Raw genomic sequence first — 20,182 nt, forward strand, 5'->3', positions numbered from 1 at the left:
AACATGAGCCCGCAGCCAGACTTTCAGCAGCATTTTGATGTGCAATCCATTCGCGTCGGGTATCCGCAAGGTCGCCAGGTCCATGAGGTTGTTCGTGGCTTGTCCTTTTCGCTGGCACGAGGGGAAATTGGCTGTCTGCTCGGTCCTTCCGGCTGCGGCAAGACGACCGTGTTGCGAGCGATTGCGGGTTTCGAATCCGTGCTCGCCGGGAGTATTTCACTGGGTGGACGCGAACTCAGCAATATGCGGTCGACCGCCGCGCCTGAAACGCGTCACGTCGGGGTCGTGTTTCAGGACTATGCGCTATTTCCGCATTTGTCGGTCTGGGAAAATATCGCCTTCGGCCTGCGCAAACTGCCGGTCACCGAACGCAAGCAGCGCATCGACCGCCTGCTCTCGATGATCGGCCTTACGGCGCACGCACGACAATATCCGCACGAGTTGTCAGGCGGACAACAGCAGCGGGTCGCGTTGGCGCGAGCACTCGCTCCACGGCCGGAGCTATTGCTGCTCGACGAGCCGTTCTCCAATCTTGACGTGGACCTCCGGGAACGCCTCGCACTCGAAGTACGAGATATCCTGAAAGAGCTCGGTACCACCGCCGTGCTCGTCACTCACGATCAGCATGAGGCATTTGCCATTGCCGACCATATCGGCGTCATGCATCAGGGCGCGATCGTTCAGTGGGATAGCGCCTACAACCTTTACCATCGCCCGAAAAACCGCTTTGTTGCCGACTTTATCGGTCAAGGCGTATTCACGCCGGGAACCGTGGACCTGCCCGGACAGCAGGTCCATATCGAATTGGGCAGCCTGCCGCTATGGCAGGGCATCGATGTCTGCGCCACCAATGAAAAGCAGCATGACCAAGTAGATGTGCTGCTGCGTGCGGACGATGTCATTCATGACGACGCAAGTCCGCTGCAGGCCGAGGTCGTGCGCAAGGCTTTTCGCGGCGCGGAATTTCTCTACACATTAAAACTGCCAAGCGGCCAATCCGTGTTGGCACTGGTTCCATCCCATCACGATCACGCGATCGGCGAACGGATCGGCATACGCCTCGGTGCCGATCATGTCGTCACCTTTCCCTCAGACCCCACGCTGACCAACTAAGGCACCGCCTAAGTCCGGCGATGCACGCTTCGCGTGCATGTTTTAGTTTTCGCACCAATACAGCCTTATTTATCGCCAAATAAGAGCGTAACTAGTGCATGCACGGTCTAAAGCGCACCTTGATTGCGCATGTTTCCAACTAAAGAGGCTCACTAAGTCATTGGTATTGCATGGCACGCAACATGCTAAAGATTGCCCGCGAGCTATCGCACACATCGACCCACCAATAACCTTAGGAGCAATAATGTCTCGTCGCACCCTTTTGAAAGCGACCGCTGCCGGCGCTTTGATGCTTACCGCTTCCGCCTGGATGCCGCAAGCCCTGGCCGCCGACACCATTAAGGTCGGTATCCTCCACTCCCTGTCGGGCACCATGGCGATCTCTGAAACCTCGTTGAAAGACGTGGCCTTGATGACGATCGACGAGATCAATGCAAAAGGCGGCGTGATGGGAAAGAAGCTTGAAGCGGTCGTTGTGGACCCTGCCTCGAACTGGCCTCTGTTTGCAGAGAAGGCGCGACAGCTGGTTACCCAAGACAAGGTGGCGGTGGTGTTCGGATGCTGGACATCGGTATCGCGCAAGTCGGTGCTGCCGGTCTTCAAGGAATTGAACAGCCTGCTGTTCTATCCGGTCCAGTACGAGGGCGAAGAGCTTGAGAAAAACGTGTTCTACACCGGCGCGGCGCCGAATCAGCAAGCGATCCCTGCCGTTGAATACCTGATGTCGAAAGACGGCGGCGGCGCCAAGCGTTTCGTGCTGCTGGGCACCGACTATGTGTATCCGCGCACCACCAACAAGATCCTGCGCGCCTTCCTGAAATCCAAGGGCGTGAAGGAATCCGACATCGATGAAGTCTATACACCGTTCGGCCATTCTGACTACCAGACCATCGTTGCCAACATCAAGAAGTTTTCGGCTGGCGGCAAGACAGCAGTCATTTCAACCATCAATGGCGATTCCAATGTGCCCTTCTACAAGGAACTCGGCAACGCAGGCCTGAAGGCTACCGATGTGCCGGTCGTCGCCTTCTCGGTCGGCGAAGAAGAGCTGCGCGGCGTCGACACCAAACCGCTGGTTGGCCACCTCGCTGCCTGGAATTATTTCCAGTCGGTGAAAAATCCGGCCAACGATGCTTTCATCAAGCAATGGAAAGCCTATGCTGCCGAAAAGAAGCTGCCTAACGCCAGCACGGTCGTGACTAACGACCCGATGGAAGCGACTTATGTCGGCATTCATATGTGGAAACAGGCTGTCGAAAAAGCCAAGTCCACCGACACCGACAAGGTGATCGCTGCGATGGGCGGCCAGACCTTCAAGTCGCCGTCCGGCTTTGAACTGACCATGGACAAGACCAACCACCACTTGCACAAGCCGGTGATGATTGGTGAAATCAAGCCCGACGGCCAGTTCAGCGTTGTCTGGAAGACCAAGGGCCCGATCCGCGCGCAACCGTGGAGCCCGTTCATCGCAGGTAACGAAGGCAAGCAAAAGATGTAATCTGGCTTGCTTGTTTTCCCCGCGCCCTGCCGCTAGGGAGCGGCGCGGGAATCGGTACTACGGGCCGGAGCGTGACCCCTTGTTCCACACTCCGGCTTTTTTACGCCTGCCGTTTTCGTGATTCGTCTTGCCAAGAAATCGCAAATGAAATCTATCAAATATGTACTCGCTATCGGATGGTTGTGGGCAATGACGCTCACGGCCCATGCGGCGATCGACCCGGCGTTGCTGAAACCGCTGGGCGGCGACGACCCGGATGCGCGCATCGAAGCCGTCAATCAGATTGCGGCACTCGCTAACGAAGATGCGCTCAAGTTGCTCAATGCCTTGAAGAACGATAGCTTGTACGCGAATCCGGATGGCAAGGTTTTCATTATCGAAGACAACAAGGCCTTCGATCCCGAAGTCGGGAATACGGTCTCGCCGCCGGATGGCATCGACGGCATCACCGTCAACAACCGACTGCGCGGCGCGATCGAAGGCGCACTATCTGGCTTTCGATTGCTGTCCCCAGACCGGTCGGAGCGCATGGCTGCAGCGCTCGCGATGCAAAAAGGCGCCGACGCCGGCCAATTACCCTTGATTACGAAGGCGCTCGAAAAAGAAACCGATCCTGACATCAAGGAGGTATTGCAGATGGTTGCCGCAACGGCAAATCTGCAGTCGCCCGATGCCTCCACCCGCAAGGCGGCGGTCGAAGCGCTCAAGGGCAGCTCCAATGCGAACCTGATACCTGCTCTGGCACAGATGCTGGAAAAGAACGCGGAAGGCACCTACAACGAACCGGACGAATCGGTGCGCATCGCCGCTGTCGGCACTATCAGCGCCATCAATGCGCGGCTTACGCGCACGGAGTTTGTCGGCAACCTGTTTTACGGCGTGTCGCTGGGCAGCGTATTGCTGCTCGCTGCGCTCGGGCTGGCAATCACCTTCGGACTGATGGGCATCATCAACATGGCCCATGGCGAGTTGCTGATGATAGGTGCCTACACCACTTATATGTGCCAGACCCTGTTTCGCCAGTATCTGCCCAGCTCAATCGATTTCTATCTGCTGGCGGCGTTACCGGCCGCTTTCCTCGTTGCGGGTGCCGTCGGCATCGCACTGGAGCGCACCGTCATCCGCTGGCTTTACGGACGCCCGCTCGAAACGCTGCTCTGCACCTGGGGCATCAGCCTGATACTGATGCAACTAGTCCGCTCGATCTTCGGCGCACAAAACGTCGAAGTCGCCAATCCTTCCTGGATGTCCGGCGGCGTCACGGTCATGGGTTCGCTCGTGCTGTCGTACAACCGTATCGTCATCATTTTCTTTGCGCTGTTTGTCGTCGCCGCAGTCTGGGCAATACTCAACAAGACGCGGCTCGGCTTGTTCGTGCGCGCCGTGACGCAAAACCGCAGGATGGCCGATTGCGTCGGCGTCTCGACGGGCAAAATCGACATGATGACTTTCGGCCTCGGCTCCGGCATTGCCGGGCTGGGTGGCGTGGCGCTGTCGCAGCTCGGCAATGTAGGACCCGACCTGGGGCAGGGCTATATCGTCGACTCGTTCATGGTGGTGGTGCTCGGCGGCGTCGGCCAGCTCGCCGGCACCGTGATCGCCGCGATCGGCCTGGGTGAAGTCAACAAGTTCCTCGAACCGGTCGCCGGTGCGGTGCTCGCAAAAATCGCGATCCTGGTATTCATCATCATCTTCATCCAGAAGCGGCCGCAAGGTCTGTTCGCCATGAAAGGCAGGAGCGCAGAATGACGACTTCCCTCTTCTCGCGGCCAGCATGGGCCGGCATCGTGGTGTGCGCAGCGCTGCTGGCCCTGCTGCCCATTCTTAACCTGTCGTTCGCGCCCGGCCATGCGCTGCATATCTCCAGCTACACCGTTGCCCTGATCGGCAAGTTCATGTGCTACGCGATGGCCGCGCTGGCACTCGACCTGGTCTGGGGTTACACCGGCATTCTGTCGCTCGGTCACGGCGTATTTTTTGCGCTCGGCGGTTATGCGCACGGCATGTACCTGATGCGCGCCATCGGCAAGGATGGCGTGTATCAGAGCAATCTGCCCGACTTCATGGTATTCCTCGACTGGAAAGCTTATCCCTGGTACTGGTCGTTCACCGACAGCTTCTGGTACTGCATGGCGCTGGTGGTGCTGGTGCCGGGCGTGCTCGCTTTCGTGTTCGGTTACTTCGCTTTCCGTTCGCGCATCAAGGGCGTGTACTTTTCCATCATCACGCAGGCCATGACTTTCGCCTTCATGCTGCTGTTCTTCCGCAACAATACCGGTTTCGGCGGCAACAACGGCTTCACTGACTTCAAGCGCATACTTGGTTTCTCCATCACCGAACCGACGACCAAGGCAGCGCTCTACATCATTACGCTGGCCGCGCTGTTCGGCGCATTGCTGCTATGCCGCTGGATCGTGACCTCCAAGCTGGGACGCGTGCTGCAAGGCGTGCGCGATGCGGAATCGCGCCTGATGTTCATCGGTTACAACCCCTTGTGGTTCAAGCTGTTTGTCTGGACCTTGTCCGCTGTCCTGTGCGGAATCGCAGGCGCGCTATATGTGCCGCAGGTAGGTATCATCAATCCGTCTGAAATGTCACCCGGCAATTCGATCGAGATGGTGATCTGGGCGGCAGTCGGCGGACGCGGTTCGCTGCTGGGCCCGATCATCGGTGCGTTCTCGGTCAATGGCTTGAAGAGCTGGTTTACCGCTGCCTTCCCCGATCTGTGGCTGTACGCGCTGGGCCTGATCTTTATCCTGGTGACGCTGTTCATGCCGCAAGGAATACTCGGTTTGACACGCAAGTTCCAGAAGACCCGGGAGGCAGCATGAACGATATGTCGAAAAACATAGAATTTCCCGAGCAGACCGGACACGCGGATCACGGCACGTCATACGGCCGTGTCAAGCAGGAGGGCGTCGATACCACGCATGGCGCGATCCTCTACCTGGAAGACATCACGGTATCGTTCGACGGCTTCAAGGCGATCAACAAACTCAACCTCGATATCTCGGTCGGCGAGCTGCGCTGCATCATTGGTCCCAACGGCGCTGGCAAGACCACGATGATGGATGTGATCACCGGCAAGACGCGGCCTGCATCCGGCACGGCTTACTTCGGCCAGACCATGGATCTGACGAAGATGACCGAATACCATATCGCGCACGCCGGCATAGGACGCAAGTTCCAGCGGCCCACGGTGTTCGAGCAGCACACGGTGTTCGAAAACCTTGAGCTAGCGATGAAGATGGACAAGCGGGTCAAGCCCACGCTGTTCTTCCGTCTGACCTCCGAACAAAAAGGCAAGATCGATGAAATCCTCAAGCTGATCCGGCTCACCGATCAGGAAAACCGTCTGGCCGGCCTGCTGTCGCACGGTCAAAAGCAATGGCTGGAAATCGGCATGCTGCTGATGCAGGAACCCAAGCTGCTAATGCTGGATGAACCGGTGGCGGGTATGTCGGACGCCGAAACTGCGCGCACGGCCGAACTGCTCAATGAATTGCGCGGCAAGCACTCAATCATGGTGGTGGAACATGACATGGCGTTCGTCAACGAGATCGCGCGCGACGGCAAGGTGACCGTGCTGCATGAAGGCTCGGTGCTGGCCGAAGGCACGATGCAGCAGGTGCAATCGGATGAACGGGTCATCGAAGTGTATCTGGGCCGATAACCAAGCGTTTCGCCGACACGCACTTCCCTATATACGGAAAAACCACCATGCTCAACGTCGAACAACTGAACCAGTACTACGGCTCATCCCACACCCTGCGTGGCGTATCGCTTGATCTGCAGAAGGGCGAATGTCTGGCGCTGCTTGGTCGCAACGGCGTCGGCAAGACGACCTTGCTCAAATGCCTGATGGGCGTACTGCCAGTCGCCGGCGGACACGTCAAGCTCAATGACCGCGACATCACCCGCCTCAAGCCGCATGAGCGTGCCGCGCTCGGTATCGCCTATGTACCGCAAGGCCGCGAAATCTTTGCCCGTCTTACGGTCGAAGAAAACCTGTTGATGGGAATGGCGGTCAAGCCGGGGCGGCAGGCATCGAAGATTCGCGGCGAAGTGTTCGAGCTTTTCCCAGTGCTGAAGGAAATGCTGCACCGGCGCGGCGGCGACCTGTCCGGCGGCCAGCAGCAACAGCTTGCGATTGCACGCGCCCTGCTTGCGGACCCCAAGCTGATCATCCTCGACGAGCCGACCGAAGGCATACAGCCATCGATCATCAAGGACATCGGCCGCGTTATCCGTTTGCTGCGTGAACGTGGCGACATGGCCATCCTGCTGTGCGAACAGTATTTCGACTTCGCGCATGAACTGGCCGACAAGTTCCTTGTGCTGTCGCGCGGCGAAGTGGTGGCTGCCGGCACCCAGGCGGAAATGAGCGGCGAGGACATCAAACGCCACTTGGCGGTATAGTCTTGCCGATGAAACGTGTCGCCTCCGATCCGATCTTTCAGACTCCATCTCATGCCCGCTGGCAAGCGCGACTAGCGCTCGGCTTCGAATCCGACCACGGCACTACGCGACTGGTCGAGCGTTCGCATAGCGGACCGCTGCGCATACAAAAGCCGTTGTACCCGGAAGGCAAGGACGTCTGTCACGCGATCATCGTTCATCCTCCGGGCGGCGTGGTGGGCGGCGACGAACTGGCTGTCAGTGCGCGTGTCGGAGGCGGCGCAAGCGCGCTGATCACGACGCCCGGTGCGGCAAAATGGTACAAGGCGAACGGCCAGGTGTCGCGGCAAGAGATCCGATTGCAAGCCGATGCATCGGCGACGCTGGAATGGTTGCCCCAAGAAAGCATTTTTTTCGATGCCGCGCATGTCCGGCTCGACAACACGATTGAACTGGGCGTCGACGCAAGCTATATCGGCTGCGAAATCCTGTGCTTCGGGCGCACCGCGTCCGGCGAGTCGTTCAACAGCGGCGTCATCGAGCAGCGCACCAGTATCCGGCGCGACGGCAAGCTGGTCTGGTTCGAGCAAGGATCGCTTGCCGCCGGCACAACAGCGATGACAAGTCCGCTCGGCCTAGCCGGCAATACCGTTTGTGCGACCCTGATCGCGGTAGGCAAACCGCTGCATGCTTCGGTAGTCAATGCATTGCGCGAGGTGGATGCCGCAAGCGGTGCCTATGGCGTGACGCAAATGAAATCGGTGCTGGTCGCACGCTATCTCGGCCATTCCAGCGAGACCGCCAGAAGATTGATGATGCAGGCGTGGCAGCAGTTGCGCCCTGCCCTGACCGGGCGCAACGCCGTCGTGCCGCGCATCTGGAATACCTGAACACTTCAATGAAAACGACAAGGAGAAACGGATGGAGCTGACTCCACGCGAAAAAGACAAACTCCTCATCTTTACCGCCGCGCTGCTCGCCGAACGACGCAAGGCGCGCGGCCTGAAGCTGAACTATCCGGAAGCAGTGGCATTGATCACCGCCGCCATCATGGAAGGTGCACGCGACGGCAGGACGGTTGCCGAACTGATGTCGGAAGGCACGCGCATACTGACACGCGATGATGTGATGGACGGCATCGCTGAAATGATTCCCGATATTCAGGTCGAAGCCACCTTCCCGGACGGCACCAAGCTGGTCACGGTACACCACCCTATTCCATAGGAGACGACATGATCCCAGGAGAAATGTTGATAGAGGAAGGCGAGATCGAACTCAATGCCGGCCGGCGCACCACCACTGTTACCGTCGCCAATAGCGGCGACCGTCCGATCCAGATCGGGTCCCACTTTCATTTTTTTGAAGTAAATCCGGCCCTGCAGTTCGAACGCCAGGATGCGTATGGCATGCGGCTTAACATCGCCGCAGGTACTGCAGTCCGCTTCGAACCAGGACAGCAGCGCACGGTGGAATTGGTTGCCCTTTCCGGCGACCGTATTGTCTACGGATTCAACGCCAAGGTCATGGGGAAACTCAAATGACATCTATTTCACGCCAGGCCTATGCCGAAATGTTCGGCCCCACCGTCGGCGACCGGGTCCGCCTGGCCGACACCGATCTGCTGGTCGAAGTGGAAAAAGATTTCACCATCTACGGCGAAGAAGTGAAATTCGGTGGCGGCAAAGTCATCCGCGACGGCATGGGCCAGTCCCAGCGCAATCACAAGGATGTGATGGATACCGTGATCACCAACGCACTGATCATTGACCATTGGGGCATCGTCAAGGCCGACATCGGACTCAAGAGCGGCCGCATCGCAGCCATCGGAAAGGCAGGCAATCCCGATATCCAGCCGGGCATTACCATGGCCATCGGCGGCGCCACTGAAATCATTGCTGGCGAAGGCATGATCGTCACCGCCGGCGGCATCGATTCGCATATCCATTTCATTTGTCCGCAACAGATCGAAGAGGCACTGATGTCGGGCGTAACCACCATGCTGGGCGGCGGCACCGGCCCGGCGGTCGGCACCGCGGCCACGACATGCACGCCGGGTCCATGGCATATCCATTCGATGCTGACCGCGGCCGATGCCTTTCCGATGAACCTGGGCTTTCTCGGCAAGGGTAATGTCAGCCTTCCCATGCCGCTGGAAGAACAGATCCGCGCCGGCGCAATCGGCCTCAAATTGCATGAGGACTGGGGCACCACGCCGGCCGCCATCGACAACTGCCTGTCGGTCGCCGACCGCATGGATATACAGGTCGCGATCCATACCGATACGCTGAACGAAGGCGGCTTTCTTGAACATACGCTGGCTGCGTTCAAGGACCGCACCATTCACACCTTCCACACCGAAGGCGCCGGCGGCGGCCATGCTCCCGACATCATTGCCGCGGTCGGCCAAGGCAATGTATTGCCCTCGTCAACCAATCCGACCCGGCCCTACACCGTCAACACGCTGGATGAACATCTGGACATGCTGATGGTGTGCCATCACCTCGACCCCGCAATTGCGGAGGATGTTGCATTTGCAGAATCACGCATCCGGCGCGAAACCATTGCAGCGGAAGATATCCTGCATGACCTCGGCGCGATCTCGATGATGTCGTCCGACTCTCAGGCAATGGGACGCGTGGGTGAAGTCATCATGCGCACCTGGCAGACTGCACACAAGATGAAGGCGCAGCGCGGCTCGCTGGCCGAGGACAGTTCGCGCAACGACAACTTCCGCGTCAAGCGTTATATCGCCAAGTACACGATCAATCCGGCGATCACGCATGGCATATCGCACGTCGTCGGTTCGCTCGAGGTCGGAAAGATCGCGGACATCGTGTTGTGGAAACCGGCATTCTTTGGCGTCAAGCCGTCGATGATTCTCAAGAGCGGCATGATCGCCGCTGCACAGATGGGCGACCCCAATGCTTCGATTCCAACGCCGCAACCGGTGCACTACCGGATGATGTTCGGCGCGTTCGGCGGCGCGTTGCGTACCTCGTTTACCTTCGTATCGCAGGCCGCGCTGGACGCGGGCGTGGGCGATGCGCTCAAGCTCAACAAATCGCTGCTGGCGGTGAAGAATACCCGAAAGGTTCGCAAGACCGACATGATTCACAATGGATTAACCCCACGCATGGAGGTCGATCCCGAAACCTACGAGGTGCGCGCGGATGGCGAACTGCTGGTATGCGAACCGGCCAGGATATTGCCGATGGCGCAACGCTACTTCTTGTTTTAATCAACCATGCTGACACTTCATACCAAACTTGATGCCGCAGACGAGATCGGCGGCGAACTCATTCTTCCTTACGAACTGCGCGAGAAAAGCCGCCTGCGGGGGCAGCTTGCCTCCGGCGAAGAAGTCGCGGTGTTCACCGTGCGCGGCACGGTATTGCGGCATGGCGACCTGCTGAAGGGTGACGACGGCCGGGTAGTTAGAATCGTCGCGGCGAAGGAAGCGACATATCGGGTCGATTGCGACACGCCGCGCACGCTGCTGCGCTGCGCTTTCCATCTGGGCAATCGTCATACGCAAGCGCAGGTCGCCGGCGATGGCAGCGACGGCTACCTGCGCATACGCAAGGATTCAGTGTTGAAAGAAATGCTGGAAGGACTCGGCGCCAGGGTCACGGAAGAACTTGCCGCCTTCGAACCGGAGTCGGGCGCCTACGGCGGCGGTCATCACCACCACGGCGATGAGCATCACCATCCGCTGGCGCCGATTCCATTGCGGCAAAAAATTCATCGCCCTTCGGATAAAGTCTGACATGCAGGCAACCGCCTTGCTGCATTTGCTGCAGTTATCAAGCCCTTCCCTGCCTATCGGTGCCTATAGCTATTCGCAAGGCCTGGAAGCGGCGCTGGAATCCGGCATCGTGCGCGACCAACTATCCGCGCGAGCCTGGATCGTGGACACGCTGCATCATGTCGTCGCCCGTTTTGAAGCGCCTATTCTGTGCCGTCTGTTGCACGCATTTTCCGCAAGAGACGCGGCGGCGGTCCGCGAATGGAACGAGCGCTTCATTGCCGCGCGCGATACCGCCGAGTTCCGGGCCGAAACGATACAGATGGGTTATTCGCTATCCAGGCTGGTGATCGAACTCGGGCTGGGAGACGAAGCGCTTCGCGGCATTTTGCAGCAACAGGCCGAAGTGCCTTTGCCGACAGCATTGGCCTATGCGGTGGTCGCGCTGAATGTACCGCACGATGCCGCGTTGCTCGGCATGCTGTTTTCATGGGCGGAAAACCAGGTCCTGGTCTGCGTCAAATCCGTACCGCTCGGGCAAGTCGCAGGACAAAAGCTTTTGTTGTCGCTGCAGCCCGAACTGGAAAACGCGGCGCGCTGCGCAGAGCAATTGCAGGACCATGAATTGTCCAACTGGTCGCCCGGCTTGTCCCTGCTCTCGATGCGGCATGAGGTGCAGTACAGCCGGCTCTATCGTTCCTAATTTATTCAATATCATACGAACATGACTACGACATCGAATCCTCTACGGGTAGGCATCGGCGGCCCAGTAGGCTCGGGCAAGACCGCATTATGCGAAATGCTGTGCAAGGCCATGCGCAATCATTACGACATGGCCGTTATCACGAATGACATCTACACCAAGGAAGACATGGAAATTCTGCTTCGCGCAGACGCCTTGCCGGCCGAGCGTCTGATGGGTGTGGAAACCGGCGGCTGTCCGCATACGGCAATCCGCGAGGATGCCTCCATCAATCTGGAGGCGATCGCACGCATGAGCGCGGACTTCCCGGATCTCGACCTGATTCTGGTCGAGTCAGGCGGCGACAATCTCGCGGCGACCTTCAGCCCGGAACTGTCGGACCTGACCATCTATGTCATCGATGTAGCCGGCGGCGAAAAGATTCCGCGAAAGGGCGGTCCCGGCATCACGCGCTCGGATCTGCTGATCATCAACAAGACGGACTTGGCGCCGTATGTCGGCGCCAATCTGGATGTGATGGCGAGCGATGCGAAGAAGATGCGCGGGGACAGGCCGTTTATCTTTACGAATTTGCGTAGCGGGGATGGTGTCGAGAAGGTGGTGGAATTTATCCGCAGGCAGGGGCTGCTTGATGAGGTAAGAACAAAGTAGATCCCTACGGGGCGGGCGTGATCGCTCGCTTTTCACTCTCTCGTCGGAACTGTTTCCAATCTCGTTCCACTCATTAGGCTCCAGCCTGCACAGGCTATCAGCGTCGGGCCCCATGCTTTATGCCGGGCGTCACTTCGCCGCGCCTTGTTCCACAAACGTGCCGCACCACTGTCTTTGCAGTCTGGCTTTCCGTCACGCACGGCAAGGCATCAGATAAACAAGCGATTTTGCAAGGTGGGCCGCGCACAAACCTTTCGGCCGTGCGTGTCAACCCACCCGCATCGGCCAGCCAATGCGGCGCATGGCGCGGCTGGCCAAGGCTCTGGACGACGGGCACGCTTGTTGCTGTCAAAGAAGAATACGTAAGGACACCTCGAACCGTCGTTGCAGATGGTCTGGGGACATGCCCGGCTCAAAGATGGATTGCATACGCCATTACTTAGGGAGGAGAGATATGCGCATTCCAAAAAAAGGTACATCCGGACGCATCGTCATCGATGCCATCTACAAACATGGGCCGATGACCATCGAACAAGGCTTGCGGGTACATAGAATTCTGGCGACGTACTTATCGCGCACGCGCGAAGTGTACAAACGTGCGGTCAAAAGCGGTTGGTTGACGGAAGAGAATGGCGTGTATTCCTTATCCGCCAGTATGACGGAACACCTCAACAGCTGCTCAACACTGGAAAGGGAAACGTCGTCGCTAGTGTTGACCCCGCCCGCAACGCCGCGAGAGTTCAAGCCGCTTGCGCTCTGGCGCCTGCCGGACCCGCGCGGCTGGCGTCGGGATGCGGAATCGGCGCGCGAGCCGCATTTTTTCAATGGCAGCGTCATGGATGCACCGTTTCGCGGTTCCGCACTCGCTAGTTCCCGTCTGAACGGCGGATTTAATTTTTCGGCGGACGAAGCGTAAATCGTTGGGCCGACGTAGTCCGCCGATATTCAACGGAAGCAGAACAGGAAGAACGGAAAAGTTGTCCTCTTGCCCGCCGCACCAGGACGGGTTTAATCGCTCCGCACGGAGCGATTTTTTTTCCGCGTCTACGCACGCATCAACATGCAAAACACATCGGCATTTACAGATCCCGATATTCCGCCCCCAGGCGATCCAGCTCCGCCACCATCTTGCCAAACGCAGCGGCGACCTGAGACGGTTCGCCTTTCACGCCAAGCTCGATATGGCGCCGTATCGTCGCGTCGCCGACGCTAGGCAGGCTGAATACCTTGATCAACGGGTATTCGCTTTCAAGCGCTTCCATCATCGGTGTCAGCGTCGATTCGGCCTGTTCAAACACCAGCACCGCCTTTTCGTCGCGCGACACCTTCTGGAACAGCTGGGAATACCTGGTCTCGAGCACCCACTCGATCATCGGCCATGCCATCACGGGAAAACCTGGGACAAAGTACGTTGCGCCGCCAACACCGTGCTCGACAAAAAATCCCGGGATCTTGTTGTACGGGTTCGGAATGATTTGTGCGTTTTGGGGAAACTCTCCCATCTTCAATCGATGCGCATTGTCAGCAGCGTTGTAATCGGGTTGCCGGCCGGCCTCGCGTGCAACGTCGGCAATACGTTCTTCTATGCTCGCCTTTGCGTCGGGATGCAATACCAGCGGCAGATGCAATGCCGCTGCTGCGCACTGCCGGGTGTGATCGTCGGGCGTGGCACCGATGCCGCCACAGGAAAAGACGATGTCATCACTATTGAATGCACGCTCCAGGACGGAAGTGATGCGCGCACGGTCGTCGCCGACATATTCGGCCCATGCCAACTGCAGGCCACGCGCATTCAAGAGTTCAACAAGCTTGGGGAAATGTTTGTCGGCACGTTTCCCGGAAAGGATTTCGTCGCCGATGATGATTAGTCCGATGGCCATGGCAGGATTGTGATTGGCAAAAGGACATTATGCCTCAGCCGCCGGAAAGCATTGTTTCCCCCGGCAGACTAGGGCGTGTCATCACTTGGTATGGGAGATGCGTTCCTGCCAAAACGCGTGGTGGCAAGGCGCGTGGCGACGCAAAGGGTTGCCCCTTTGCTAGCCATGCAACGCCGCCAGCGCGCGTTTTGGCAGGAACCCGGAGGGAACGGGTCGTACGTGTCGCATGCCGTTGTTGTCGGGGGGCCGCCGAGGCCTCCTTGCCGTAGCACCGCTACGACGTGTCGCCGCGCCTAGGCCTGCAACGCGTACGACCCGTTCGCACTCCCATACCAAGTGATGACACGCCCTAATTGATGTCCTTCATCACAGGTACCATCGGCGCGGAATTGCCACCCTTGCCGCGATATTGCGCCAATGCGTCAAGACAATAATGTTCGAACCACAGGCCGGTAAACACAAACACCAGCACGTATAGCCAGATCGCACCGGCAGCGAGGACTGGAAAAAAAATAACCGACAGGGCGCCGCCCAGCCACAGCAGCGTGGGCGCAGCGCCCATGGCGCCGGTGATGGCGCCGATCGCCAGCAGCGGCCAGCGATGCTGTTTCAATATGGATTTGCTTTCAGCGGCGTCCGCATGGTCGGCGAGAGCGTCGTATGCCATCACGCGATAAGTCAGCCAGCCCCAGAGCAAAGGCTGTACGACGAAAGTCAGCGGGGGGAGCATCGACAGCGGCAAGGTCACAATCCACAAGGTCGCGAAGATGAAAAAGGAATAGGTGGCGAGCCACAAGCTGCCGATCACGGTGCCGCCCTTGCGCTGTTCCAGTTGCGGATAATGCCGGCTGCCGACATGGCGTGCAATGATGGGCATCGCCAGCGTGCCGACGAACAGCAGCGCAGTCAGTATCATCAGCGGCAACAGCACCCACATCGCGATCAGCGGAACGATAACCGTCTTGATCGCACCGAGGCCGAACCAGCCGAGGACGTCGCCGGCCATCTTGAAGCCGTTATTGTCGGCAAAGTAAGCGTGCAGCCAGTCGATCATCGGTTGCAAGCCGAGCCAGAGCAGCACGCCCCAGATCGTCACCGACAAAACAAAGGGTATGACGGTCAGCATCAGCATCCGGAAATGCAGTTGCGATAACAATGCCTTGCCGAAGGCAGCCAGAACTTTTTGCATCAGGGCGTTTTCGTGCGTGAAAAGCTTCGCATGCGTTTCAACCCCAGCCACTGCTGTTCCCAGAAGCGCCGTCCGTAATCGCGCCCCTTGCCTTCCGGCGGTGGAAGCTGGTCGCGAATGCCGGTATCCGCGAATTCATTGTCGAAACGCGCGGTACGAAACACAATATCCCACACCGGAAACAGCACGGCGAAATTGCAGCCGCCCAGCGATTCCTTGCCGCGCGACTCATGACCTATGCCGATCGCATGATGCGTGCGATGGTAACGGGGCGACACCAGCAAGCGCTCGCCGATCGCGCCGAAGTGGATGCGGACGTTGGCATGCTGCAGGCTCTGCTGCATCCGTGATGCCACGACAAGCAATAAGTATTGCGAGGGCTCCACGCCAATGACCAAAGCGATTATCGCCATGTAGATGTCGCGCAGCAAATCATCCAGCAAGTGATTACGGTTGTCGGACCACAGGTTCATATCGGTCTGGCTGTGATGAAGACTGTGCAAGCCCCACCACCATCCAAACTGATGACTGGCGCGGTGATACCAGTAATCGAAGAAGTCCAGCACGACCAGATAGACAAGAAAGGCGACCAGCGGAATATCGGTCACTCCCGGCCACAGCGTTTCGAGATTGAAGTGGACGACGCCGAGCAACCGCAATTCGCCGGCAATCGCGTCGAACAGCGGATCGAGCACAAAGAATACTGCCAGCGTAAACGCGCCAAGACGATGGATGCAGGTGTACACAAAATCGATCCGCCGCGCGCCCGGGTCTACTATTTTCTTGACCGGAATCCATGCTTCCAGGGGACGGAGCACCGCAAACAGTATGGCAAGTTCAAACAGACCGAGCAGGAACCATTCGGTCCCATCAAAAGCTTCTTCCGTGATGTCGCCCAGGGTCAACATATACAGCAAGGGCTGGACGACAGTCTGGAACAGCCAGCCATGCAATTCGGAAAACCATTCGACGAGAGTATGGATCATGTTGTCAGTATTTGAAGATCACAGCTTGGCAACGCGAAGTGCAGCCAAGCCCTTAGATCAGGGTTTCTTGCGGTAAGTCGGGTGATCGCGCAGCGTCGCAAAGCAGTATCCCTTTTCTTTCAATCCGCTGATCAACGGATCGAGTACCGCTGGGGCCCACGGATCCTTGCGCGACCAGATGCCCAGATGCGCGACGAAGATATCACCGTCCTTCAATCCGTTCAATGCGCGTTGTAGCAACCGGTTGTTCGACCAACTTTCGCTGGGCAGTTCATCGCCGGAAAAACCGGCGCCTTCAGTCCAGCCAACGTGGGCATAACCGCAACTTTTTCCCGCTGCCAGCAGACCCGGCGTCAGCTTTCCGCCTGGCGCACGCCACAGCGGGTCGAGCTTCGAACCGGTCAGTTCCGTAAAGCGCTGTTCGACCCTGCGTAACTCGTCGCAGTATTGACCGGCGCTCCATACCTGCGGTTTCCCGGCTTGCGCGCCGAATTGCGGCTTCATTGCCAATCGCCCATCCGGCAAGTCGCGCTGTACGTAGACGTGGTCGAAAGTATGCGTTCCAAATGCATGCCCTTCCGCCACCCGTGCTTTCCAGTACGGAGCCCAGGAAGGGTCTAGAGCGTAGTCACCGTTGACCGTTTTTTCGTTGGCCAGGAAGAAGGTCGCCTTGATGCGATGCTTGTTGAGTGTCGACGCGATATAGTCGGCCTGCGACTGGCTGCCGGTGTCGAAGGTCAGGTAAATCGTGCCCTTGCATCCCGCGTCCGATGGGCCGGCATTGACTGCGGCCGGAATAGCCGTAGCTATGCAGACTGCCGCCAGCAATTTCTTCATCACATCCGTGGCGCGTGGTTGGCAAAGTACACACCGTGCGGCGAACGGCCGACGGGGATGGTCTTCACCACCTTCCTGGATGCGACGTCGATAACCGCGACCTTCTTGACCCAGCGCAGGGTCGCCCACAAAGTCTTGCCATCGTCGGTCAGCTCCATGCAGTCCGGACCGCCTGGGACATTGATGGTGCCGACGTTTTCCAGCGTTTGCTGGTCGATGATGTTGATCGTATTCGATACACGGTTGGACACAAAGATGTGACGCTTGTCGCCCATTGCGCGGAAGTTGTGCGCCCCCTCGCCTGCCTTGATCTTCTTGATGGTTTTTTGCGCGCGCCAGTCGATCACTTCAACATAGTCGCCGCCCATGATGCCGACCAGCAGATGCTTGTCATCCGGTGTCATCGATATGCCTGCCGGCAGTTTGCCGACCGGGATCGTCCACTTCACCGTCTGCGTGGCCAGGTCGATGGCGCTGACCTGGTTGGAACCTTGCTGGGTGATGAAGGCCAACTTGCTGTCGGCGCTGAATGCCATATGGCTGGGCAGCTTGGGCAGCGCCAGGCGCTTTGCCAGCTTCAGATCCTTGCCGTCATAGCTATAGATATCCACATGATCCAGACGCAGGGCATTCGACACAAACCATTTCTGGTCGGGCGAAAAGCCGATCTGGTACGGATCGATAATATCCTTCATGCGGCTTTGGATCTTGCCGGTCTTAGGATCGAGAAACACCAGTTCATTGCCGACGGCGCTGCCGACGATCAGCGACTTGTTGTCCGGCGTCGCCATCAGATGGTGCGGCTCCTTACCCACCGCGATCGTTTCGATCTCCTTGTGCGTAGTCTGGTCCAGCAGACTGATGCTGGCGTCGCGCGAATTAAGCACTACTACCACATTGGCCTGGGCAGATGCTGCCAGCAGCAGGGCAGGCAGGATAGAAAGAAGCAGAGCGGGAAGACGGGACATGAAGGTCACTTAGTAAAGTATTTGCCGGTTATTTTACCGCGCGGAAATGCGAGTCAATGAAGAATATCGAAGCGGTGTTGCGCCGATACGCGCTTGTCGCGGTAGACCTGTCCGAGCGGCAGCATTCGAACTAAGCCGATACTGTCCAGCACCAAGGCGCTACGGACAAGCTAGTGCCTTCGGTACCACGATAGAGCCAACGCAGTAACGAGCGGATAGACAGGAACGTTGACCTTATTCTGCAATCGAATCGAATATTTAATTGCAATTTTTGCATCGTTTTATGTCTATGCACTTAGCCTAGATCTTTTTACCGCTCTACGACAATGCCGGTGATGCTATTTCGCATACAAGTTTTGCAGTCACGCGCGAAGAAATCGTCTCCCGTTTCGGCGGCATGACAGCCTATAACCGCGCACCCGTCAGCGGCCTATGGGAAAACGATGGCAAGACCGTATATGACGACGTCGTGATCTACGAAGTCATGAGCGAGCAACTGGAGCATGCATGGTGGCGGCAATATCGCCGCACGCTGGAACAGCACTTTCGGCAGCAGACACTGTTGATTCGTGCACAGGCAGTCGAACTAATTTAGCGTACCGGAATGAATGCCTTCGCGCTCCGTGAGCAGATAGGGGACTAACTGCTACAATCCTGCCAATATTGATCAGACAACAAAGGAAAAACATGTCCACTACGATGACCGCATCCGGCCTCCAATACGAAGACGTTACCGTCGGCTCCGGCGACGAAGCCAAGGCCGGCCAGCATGTGACCGTGCATTACACCGGCTGGCTGCAAAATACCGATGGAAGCGCCGGCAAGAAGTTTGATTCCAGCAAGGATCGCAACGATCCCTTCGAATTTCCGCTGGGCGCAGGCCATGTGATCAAGGGCTGGGATGAAGGCGTACAAGGCATGAAGGTCGGCGGCGTGCGCAAACTGATCATTCCTTCAACGCTGGGCTATGGCGCACGCGGCGCGGGTGGCGTCATTCCCCCGAACGCGACCCTGATTTTTGAAGTTGAACTTCTGGGCGTGTGACGACTCTTTCTCAAGAGCATCATTATTCCGAAGCGGTAGTTGAATAAATACGCAAGTATTGTCGGCTTACCTGGCAGGCGTCCTTGACCGATGCCTGCCGCGCGGACGGTATTGAGTATTTCTTCAACAATGCGGCCCGCAGGACTCGTGCAGGGCCGCTATCCGGTGTCGGTTCAATGCATTTTAAAAAATCTATTTATCTCGCTGCGAGCGCAATCGTATTGGGAACTTGCGGCGGATGCGCGGTAGTCACGGTTGCGACGACTGCGGCCTCCGTTGCCGGTACGGCAGTCAGCGTGGGGGTGACTGCGGGATCGATGGCCGTTGGTGCGGCGACCACGGTCGCCAAAGGCGCGGTCGCTGTCGGCAGTGCAGTCGTTTCGGACGACGAATAATACCAATCCCACCCCATGCAATAACATGGAGTATCTCCTCTAGAGCTTTTGTTTGGCTGCCGTTTTTTCTATGTTATTTTTGCGGCGCCCATAGAGCGGTCCGGATGAATACGCGTAGTCTGGCGGTGAAGTCATCGCCAACGCCATCCAAACCATCGGCAGATCAACGTTTCCATTTCATCCATCAGGAGAAAGCATGAGCCTACAGGCGCAATTCGACCAGGCGGTCGTCGATTCCAAGAACCTGTCCGAGAAGCCGGACAACATGACGTTGCTGAAAATTTATGCGTTATTCAAGCAAGCCAGCGCCGGCGATACCGACGGCAATCGCCCAGGCTTTACCGACATGATCGGCCGTGCAAAATACGACGCATGGGATGCCTTGAAAGGCACGTCGAAGGATGAAGCGATGCAGCAGTATGTCGACCTGATCGGCGATCTGAAAGGCTGATTGCGGTTATCGTTTGCAGCAAGCTTTCATTAAGCTTGCTATGCGGCGGCGGCAAAGATCTTCTGCATCTTTGCCGCCACTTTCTCTTCAATGGTTGTTGCAAATGCCTTGAAAAGAAAGCCAAGACTGATCTCAAGACGCGCTTGCTGTTCCGCCAGCGTTAGCGAACCGCTCAAGCCCGATCGCGTGAAACGCAGCACGTCTCCATCCCACTCCGACGCCATATCGTATTCCGCCGCCATCTGCTCCGCCATTTTCTGCGCGGCCGCCTTGGCCGTTGTCAGTGTAAGTACGTGATCCTGCGTGATGCTGATATCTGCCATT

General features: G+C 57.8%; 24 protein-coding genes. 17 read left to right on the forward strand and 7 right to left on the reverse strand.

Translation table 11 applies throughout. The features are described 5' to 3' along the window. The first annotated feature begins 3 nt into the window (after window positions 1–3). The 14 genes from D3871_RS16140 (at window position 4) to D3871_RS16205 (ending at window position 13,024) form a co-directional block, all read left to right on the forward strand. On the forward strand, window positions 4–1,113 hold the full coding sequence (locus D3871_RS16140; RefSeq protein WP_119770150.1) for an ABC transporter ATP-binding protein: 1,110 nt from the start codon (window positions 4–6) through the stop codon (window positions 1,111–1,113). Window positions 1,114–1,357: 244 nt separating this feature from the next. After that, the gene (urtA, locus tag D3871_RS16145) at window positions 1,358–2,611 is read left to right on the forward strand and encodes an urea ABC transporter substrate-binding protein (RefSeq protein ID WP_119770151.1); all 1,254 of its coding nucleotides are present in this window, start codon (window positions 1,358–1,360) and stop codon (window positions 2,609–2,611) included. 144 nt (window positions 2,612–2,755) lie between these two features. After that, complete coding sequence (urtB, locus tag D3871_RS16150; protein ID WP_119770152.1) at window positions 2,756–4,360, forward strand: urea ABC transporter permease subunit UrtB; 1,605 nt, start codon at window positions 2,756–2,758, stop codon at window positions 4,358–4,360. Next, window positions 4,357–5,442: an urea ABC transporter permease subunit UrtC gene (gene urtC / locus D3871_RS16155; RefSeq protein WP_119770153.1), complete on the forward strand. Its 1,086-nt coding sequence runs from the start codon at window positions 4,357–4,359 to the stop codon at window positions 5,440–5,442. The genes urtB and urtC overlap by 4 nt, the downstream gene beginning before the upstream one ends. 5 nt (window positions 5,443–5,447) lie before the next feature. Further along, a complete protein-coding gene (gene urtD, locus D3871_RS16160; protein WP_233575775.1) occupies window positions 5,448–6,284 on the forward strand; it encodes an urea ABC transporter ATP-binding protein UrtD in 837 nt (278 codons plus the stop codon). A 47-nt stretch (window positions 6,285–6,331) separates the two neighbouring features. Then, complete coding sequence (gene urtE, locus D3871_RS16165; RefSeq protein WP_119770155.1) at window positions 6,332–7,030, forward strand: urea ABC transporter ATP-binding subunit UrtE; 699 nt, start codon at window positions 6,332–6,334, stop codon at window positions 7,028–7,030. Between the two features lie 8 nt (window positions 7,031–7,038). Next, window positions 7,039–7,899, forward strand: coding sequence for an urease accessory protein UreD (locus tag D3871_RS16170; protein WP_119770156.1), 861 nt, complete (start codon window positions 7,039–7,041; stop codon window positions 7,897–7,899). A 31-nt stretch (window positions 7,900–7,930) separates the two neighbouring features. Then, window positions 7,931–8,233, forward strand: coding sequence for an urease subunit gamma (locus D3871_RS16175; RefSeq protein ID WP_119770157.1), 303 nt, complete (start codon window positions 7,931–7,933; stop codon window positions 8,231–8,233). An 8-nt stretch (window positions 8,234–8,241) separates the two neighbouring features. Next, a complete protein-coding gene (locus D3871_RS16180) occupies window positions 8,242–8,550 on the forward strand; it encodes an urease subunit beta (protein WP_119770158.1) in 309 nt (102 codons plus the stop codon). Further along, complete coding sequence (gene ureC / locus D3871_RS16185; RefSeq protein ID WP_119770159.1) at window positions 8,547–10,247, forward strand: urease subunit alpha; 1,701 nt, start codon at window positions 8,547–8,549, stop codon at window positions 10,245–10,247. Before D3871_RS16180 ends, ureC begins: the two co-directional genes overlap by 4 nt. Window positions 10,248–10,253: 6 nt before the next feature. Then, on the forward strand, window positions 10,254–10,775 hold the full coding sequence (gene ureE / locus D3871_RS16190; protein WP_119770160.1) for an urease accessory protein UreE: 522 nt from the start codon (window positions 10,254–10,256) through the stop codon (window positions 10,773–10,775). Window position 10,776: 1 nt separating this feature from the next. Then, window positions 10,777–11,457 (forward strand): urease accessory protein UreF, encoded by a 681-nt coding sequence (locus D3871_RS16195; RefSeq protein WP_119770161.1) that lies wholly within the window; start codon window positions 10,777–10,779, stop codon window positions 11,455–11,457. 21 nt (window positions 11,458–11,478) lie between these two features. Beyond that, the gene (gene ureG, locus D3871_RS16200; RefSeq protein WP_119770162.1) at window positions 11,479–12,108 is read left to right on the forward strand and encodes an urease accessory protein UreG; all 630 of its coding nucleotides are present in this window, start codon (window positions 11,479–11,481) and stop codon (window positions 12,106–12,108) included. A gap of 454 nt (window positions 12,109–12,562) precedes the next feature. Continuing rightward, on the forward strand, window positions 12,563–13,024 hold the full coding sequence (locus D3871_RS16205; protein ID WP_119770163.1) for a hypothetical protein: 462 nt from the start codon (window positions 12,563–12,565) through the stop codon (window positions 13,022–13,024). 163 nt (window positions 13,025–13,187) lie between these two features. Here D3871_RS16205 and D3871_RS16210 read toward each other — a convergent pair whose 3' ends face one another. From D3871_RS16210 to D3871_RS16230, 5 genes are all read right to left on the reverse strand, one after another. Then, window positions 13,188–13,988 carry a competence/damage-inducible protein A gene (locus tag D3871_RS16210; RefSeq protein ID WP_119770164.1) on the reverse strand — a complete coding sequence of 267 codons (801 nt, stop codon included), beginning with the start codon at window positions 13,986–13,988 and terminating at the stop codon, window positions 13,188–13,190. 349 nt (window positions 13,989–14,337) lie between these two features. Further along, the gene (locus D3871_RS16215) at window positions 14,338–15,177 is read right to left on the reverse strand and encodes an EI24 domain-containing protein (RefSeq protein ID WP_119770165.1); all 840 of its coding nucleotides are present in this window, start codon (window positions 15,175–15,177) and stop codon (window positions 14,338–14,340) included. Beyond that, window positions 15,177–16,163: a sterol desaturase family protein gene (locus D3871_RS16220; RefSeq protein ID WP_119770166.1), complete on the reverse strand. Its 987-nt coding sequence runs from the start codon at window positions 16,161–16,163 to the stop codon at window positions 15,177–15,179. The genes D3871_RS16215 and D3871_RS16220 overlap by 1 nt, the downstream gene beginning before the upstream one ends. A gap of 57 nt (window positions 16,164–16,220) precedes the next feature. After that, complete coding sequence (locus D3871_RS16225) at window positions 16,221–17,000, reverse strand: polysaccharide deacetylase family protein (protein ID WP_119770167.1); 780 nt, start codon at window positions 16,998–17,000, stop codon at window positions 16,221–16,223. Beyond that, window positions 17,000–17,968: a YVTN family beta-propeller repeat protein gene (locus tag D3871_RS16230; RefSeq protein WP_119770168.1), complete on the reverse strand. Its 969-nt coding sequence runs from the start codon at window positions 17,966–17,968 to the stop codon at window positions 17,000–17,002. The genes D3871_RS16225 and D3871_RS16230 overlap by 1 nt, the downstream gene beginning before the upstream one ends. A gap of 397 nt (window positions 17,969–18,365) precedes the next feature. Here D3871_RS16230 and D3871_RS30510 point away from each other — a divergent pair, with 397 nt between their 5' ends. Beyond that, window positions 18,366–18,563, forward strand: coding sequence for a hypothetical protein (locus D3871_RS30510; RefSeq protein WP_199724822.1), 198 nt, complete (start codon window positions 18,366–18,368; stop codon window positions 18,561–18,563). A 92-nt stretch (window positions 18,564–18,655) separates the two neighbouring features. Further along, on the forward strand, window positions 18,656–19,012 hold the full coding sequence (locus tag D3871_RS16240) for an FKBP-type peptidyl-prolyl cis-trans isomerase (protein WP_119770169.1): 357 nt from the start codon (window positions 18,656–18,658) through the stop codon (window positions 19,010–19,012). Window positions 19,013–19,208: 196 nt separating this feature from the next. Here the strand turns inward: D3871_RS16240 and D3871_RS30245 are convergent, their stop codons facing one another. Beyond that, complete coding sequence (locus D3871_RS30245) at window positions 19,209–19,424, reverse strand: hypothetical protein (protein WP_158597950.1); 216 nt, start codon at window positions 19,422–19,424, stop codon at window positions 19,209–19,211. 179 nt (window positions 19,425–19,603) lie between these two features. Here D3871_RS30245 and D3871_RS16250 point away from each other — a divergent pair, with 179 nt between their 5' ends. Continuing rightward, the gene (locus tag D3871_RS16250) at window positions 19,604–19,858 is read left to right on the forward strand and encodes an acyl-CoA-binding protein (RefSeq protein WP_119770170.1); all 255 of its coding nucleotides are present in this window, start codon (window positions 19,604–19,606) and stop codon (window positions 19,856–19,858) included. 38 nt (window positions 19,859–19,896) lie between these two features. On the opposite strand, the gene D3871_RS16255 is transcribed toward D3871_RS16250, so the two are convergent. After that, window positions 19,897–20,181, reverse strand: coding sequence for a polyhydroxyalkanoic acid system family protein (locus D3871_RS16255; RefSeq protein ID WP_119770171.1), 285 nt, complete (start codon window positions 20,179–20,181; stop codon window positions 19,897–19,899). Between the last annotated feature and the right edge of the window lies 1 nt (window position 20,182).

Origin of the sequence: Noviherbaspirillum saxi, from assembly GCF_003591035.1 — a bacterium.
In the GTDB taxonomy this organism is placed as follows: Bacteria; Pseudomonadota; Gammaproteobacteria; order Burkholderiales; family Burkholderiaceae_D; genus Noviherbaspirillum; species Noviherbaspirillum saxi.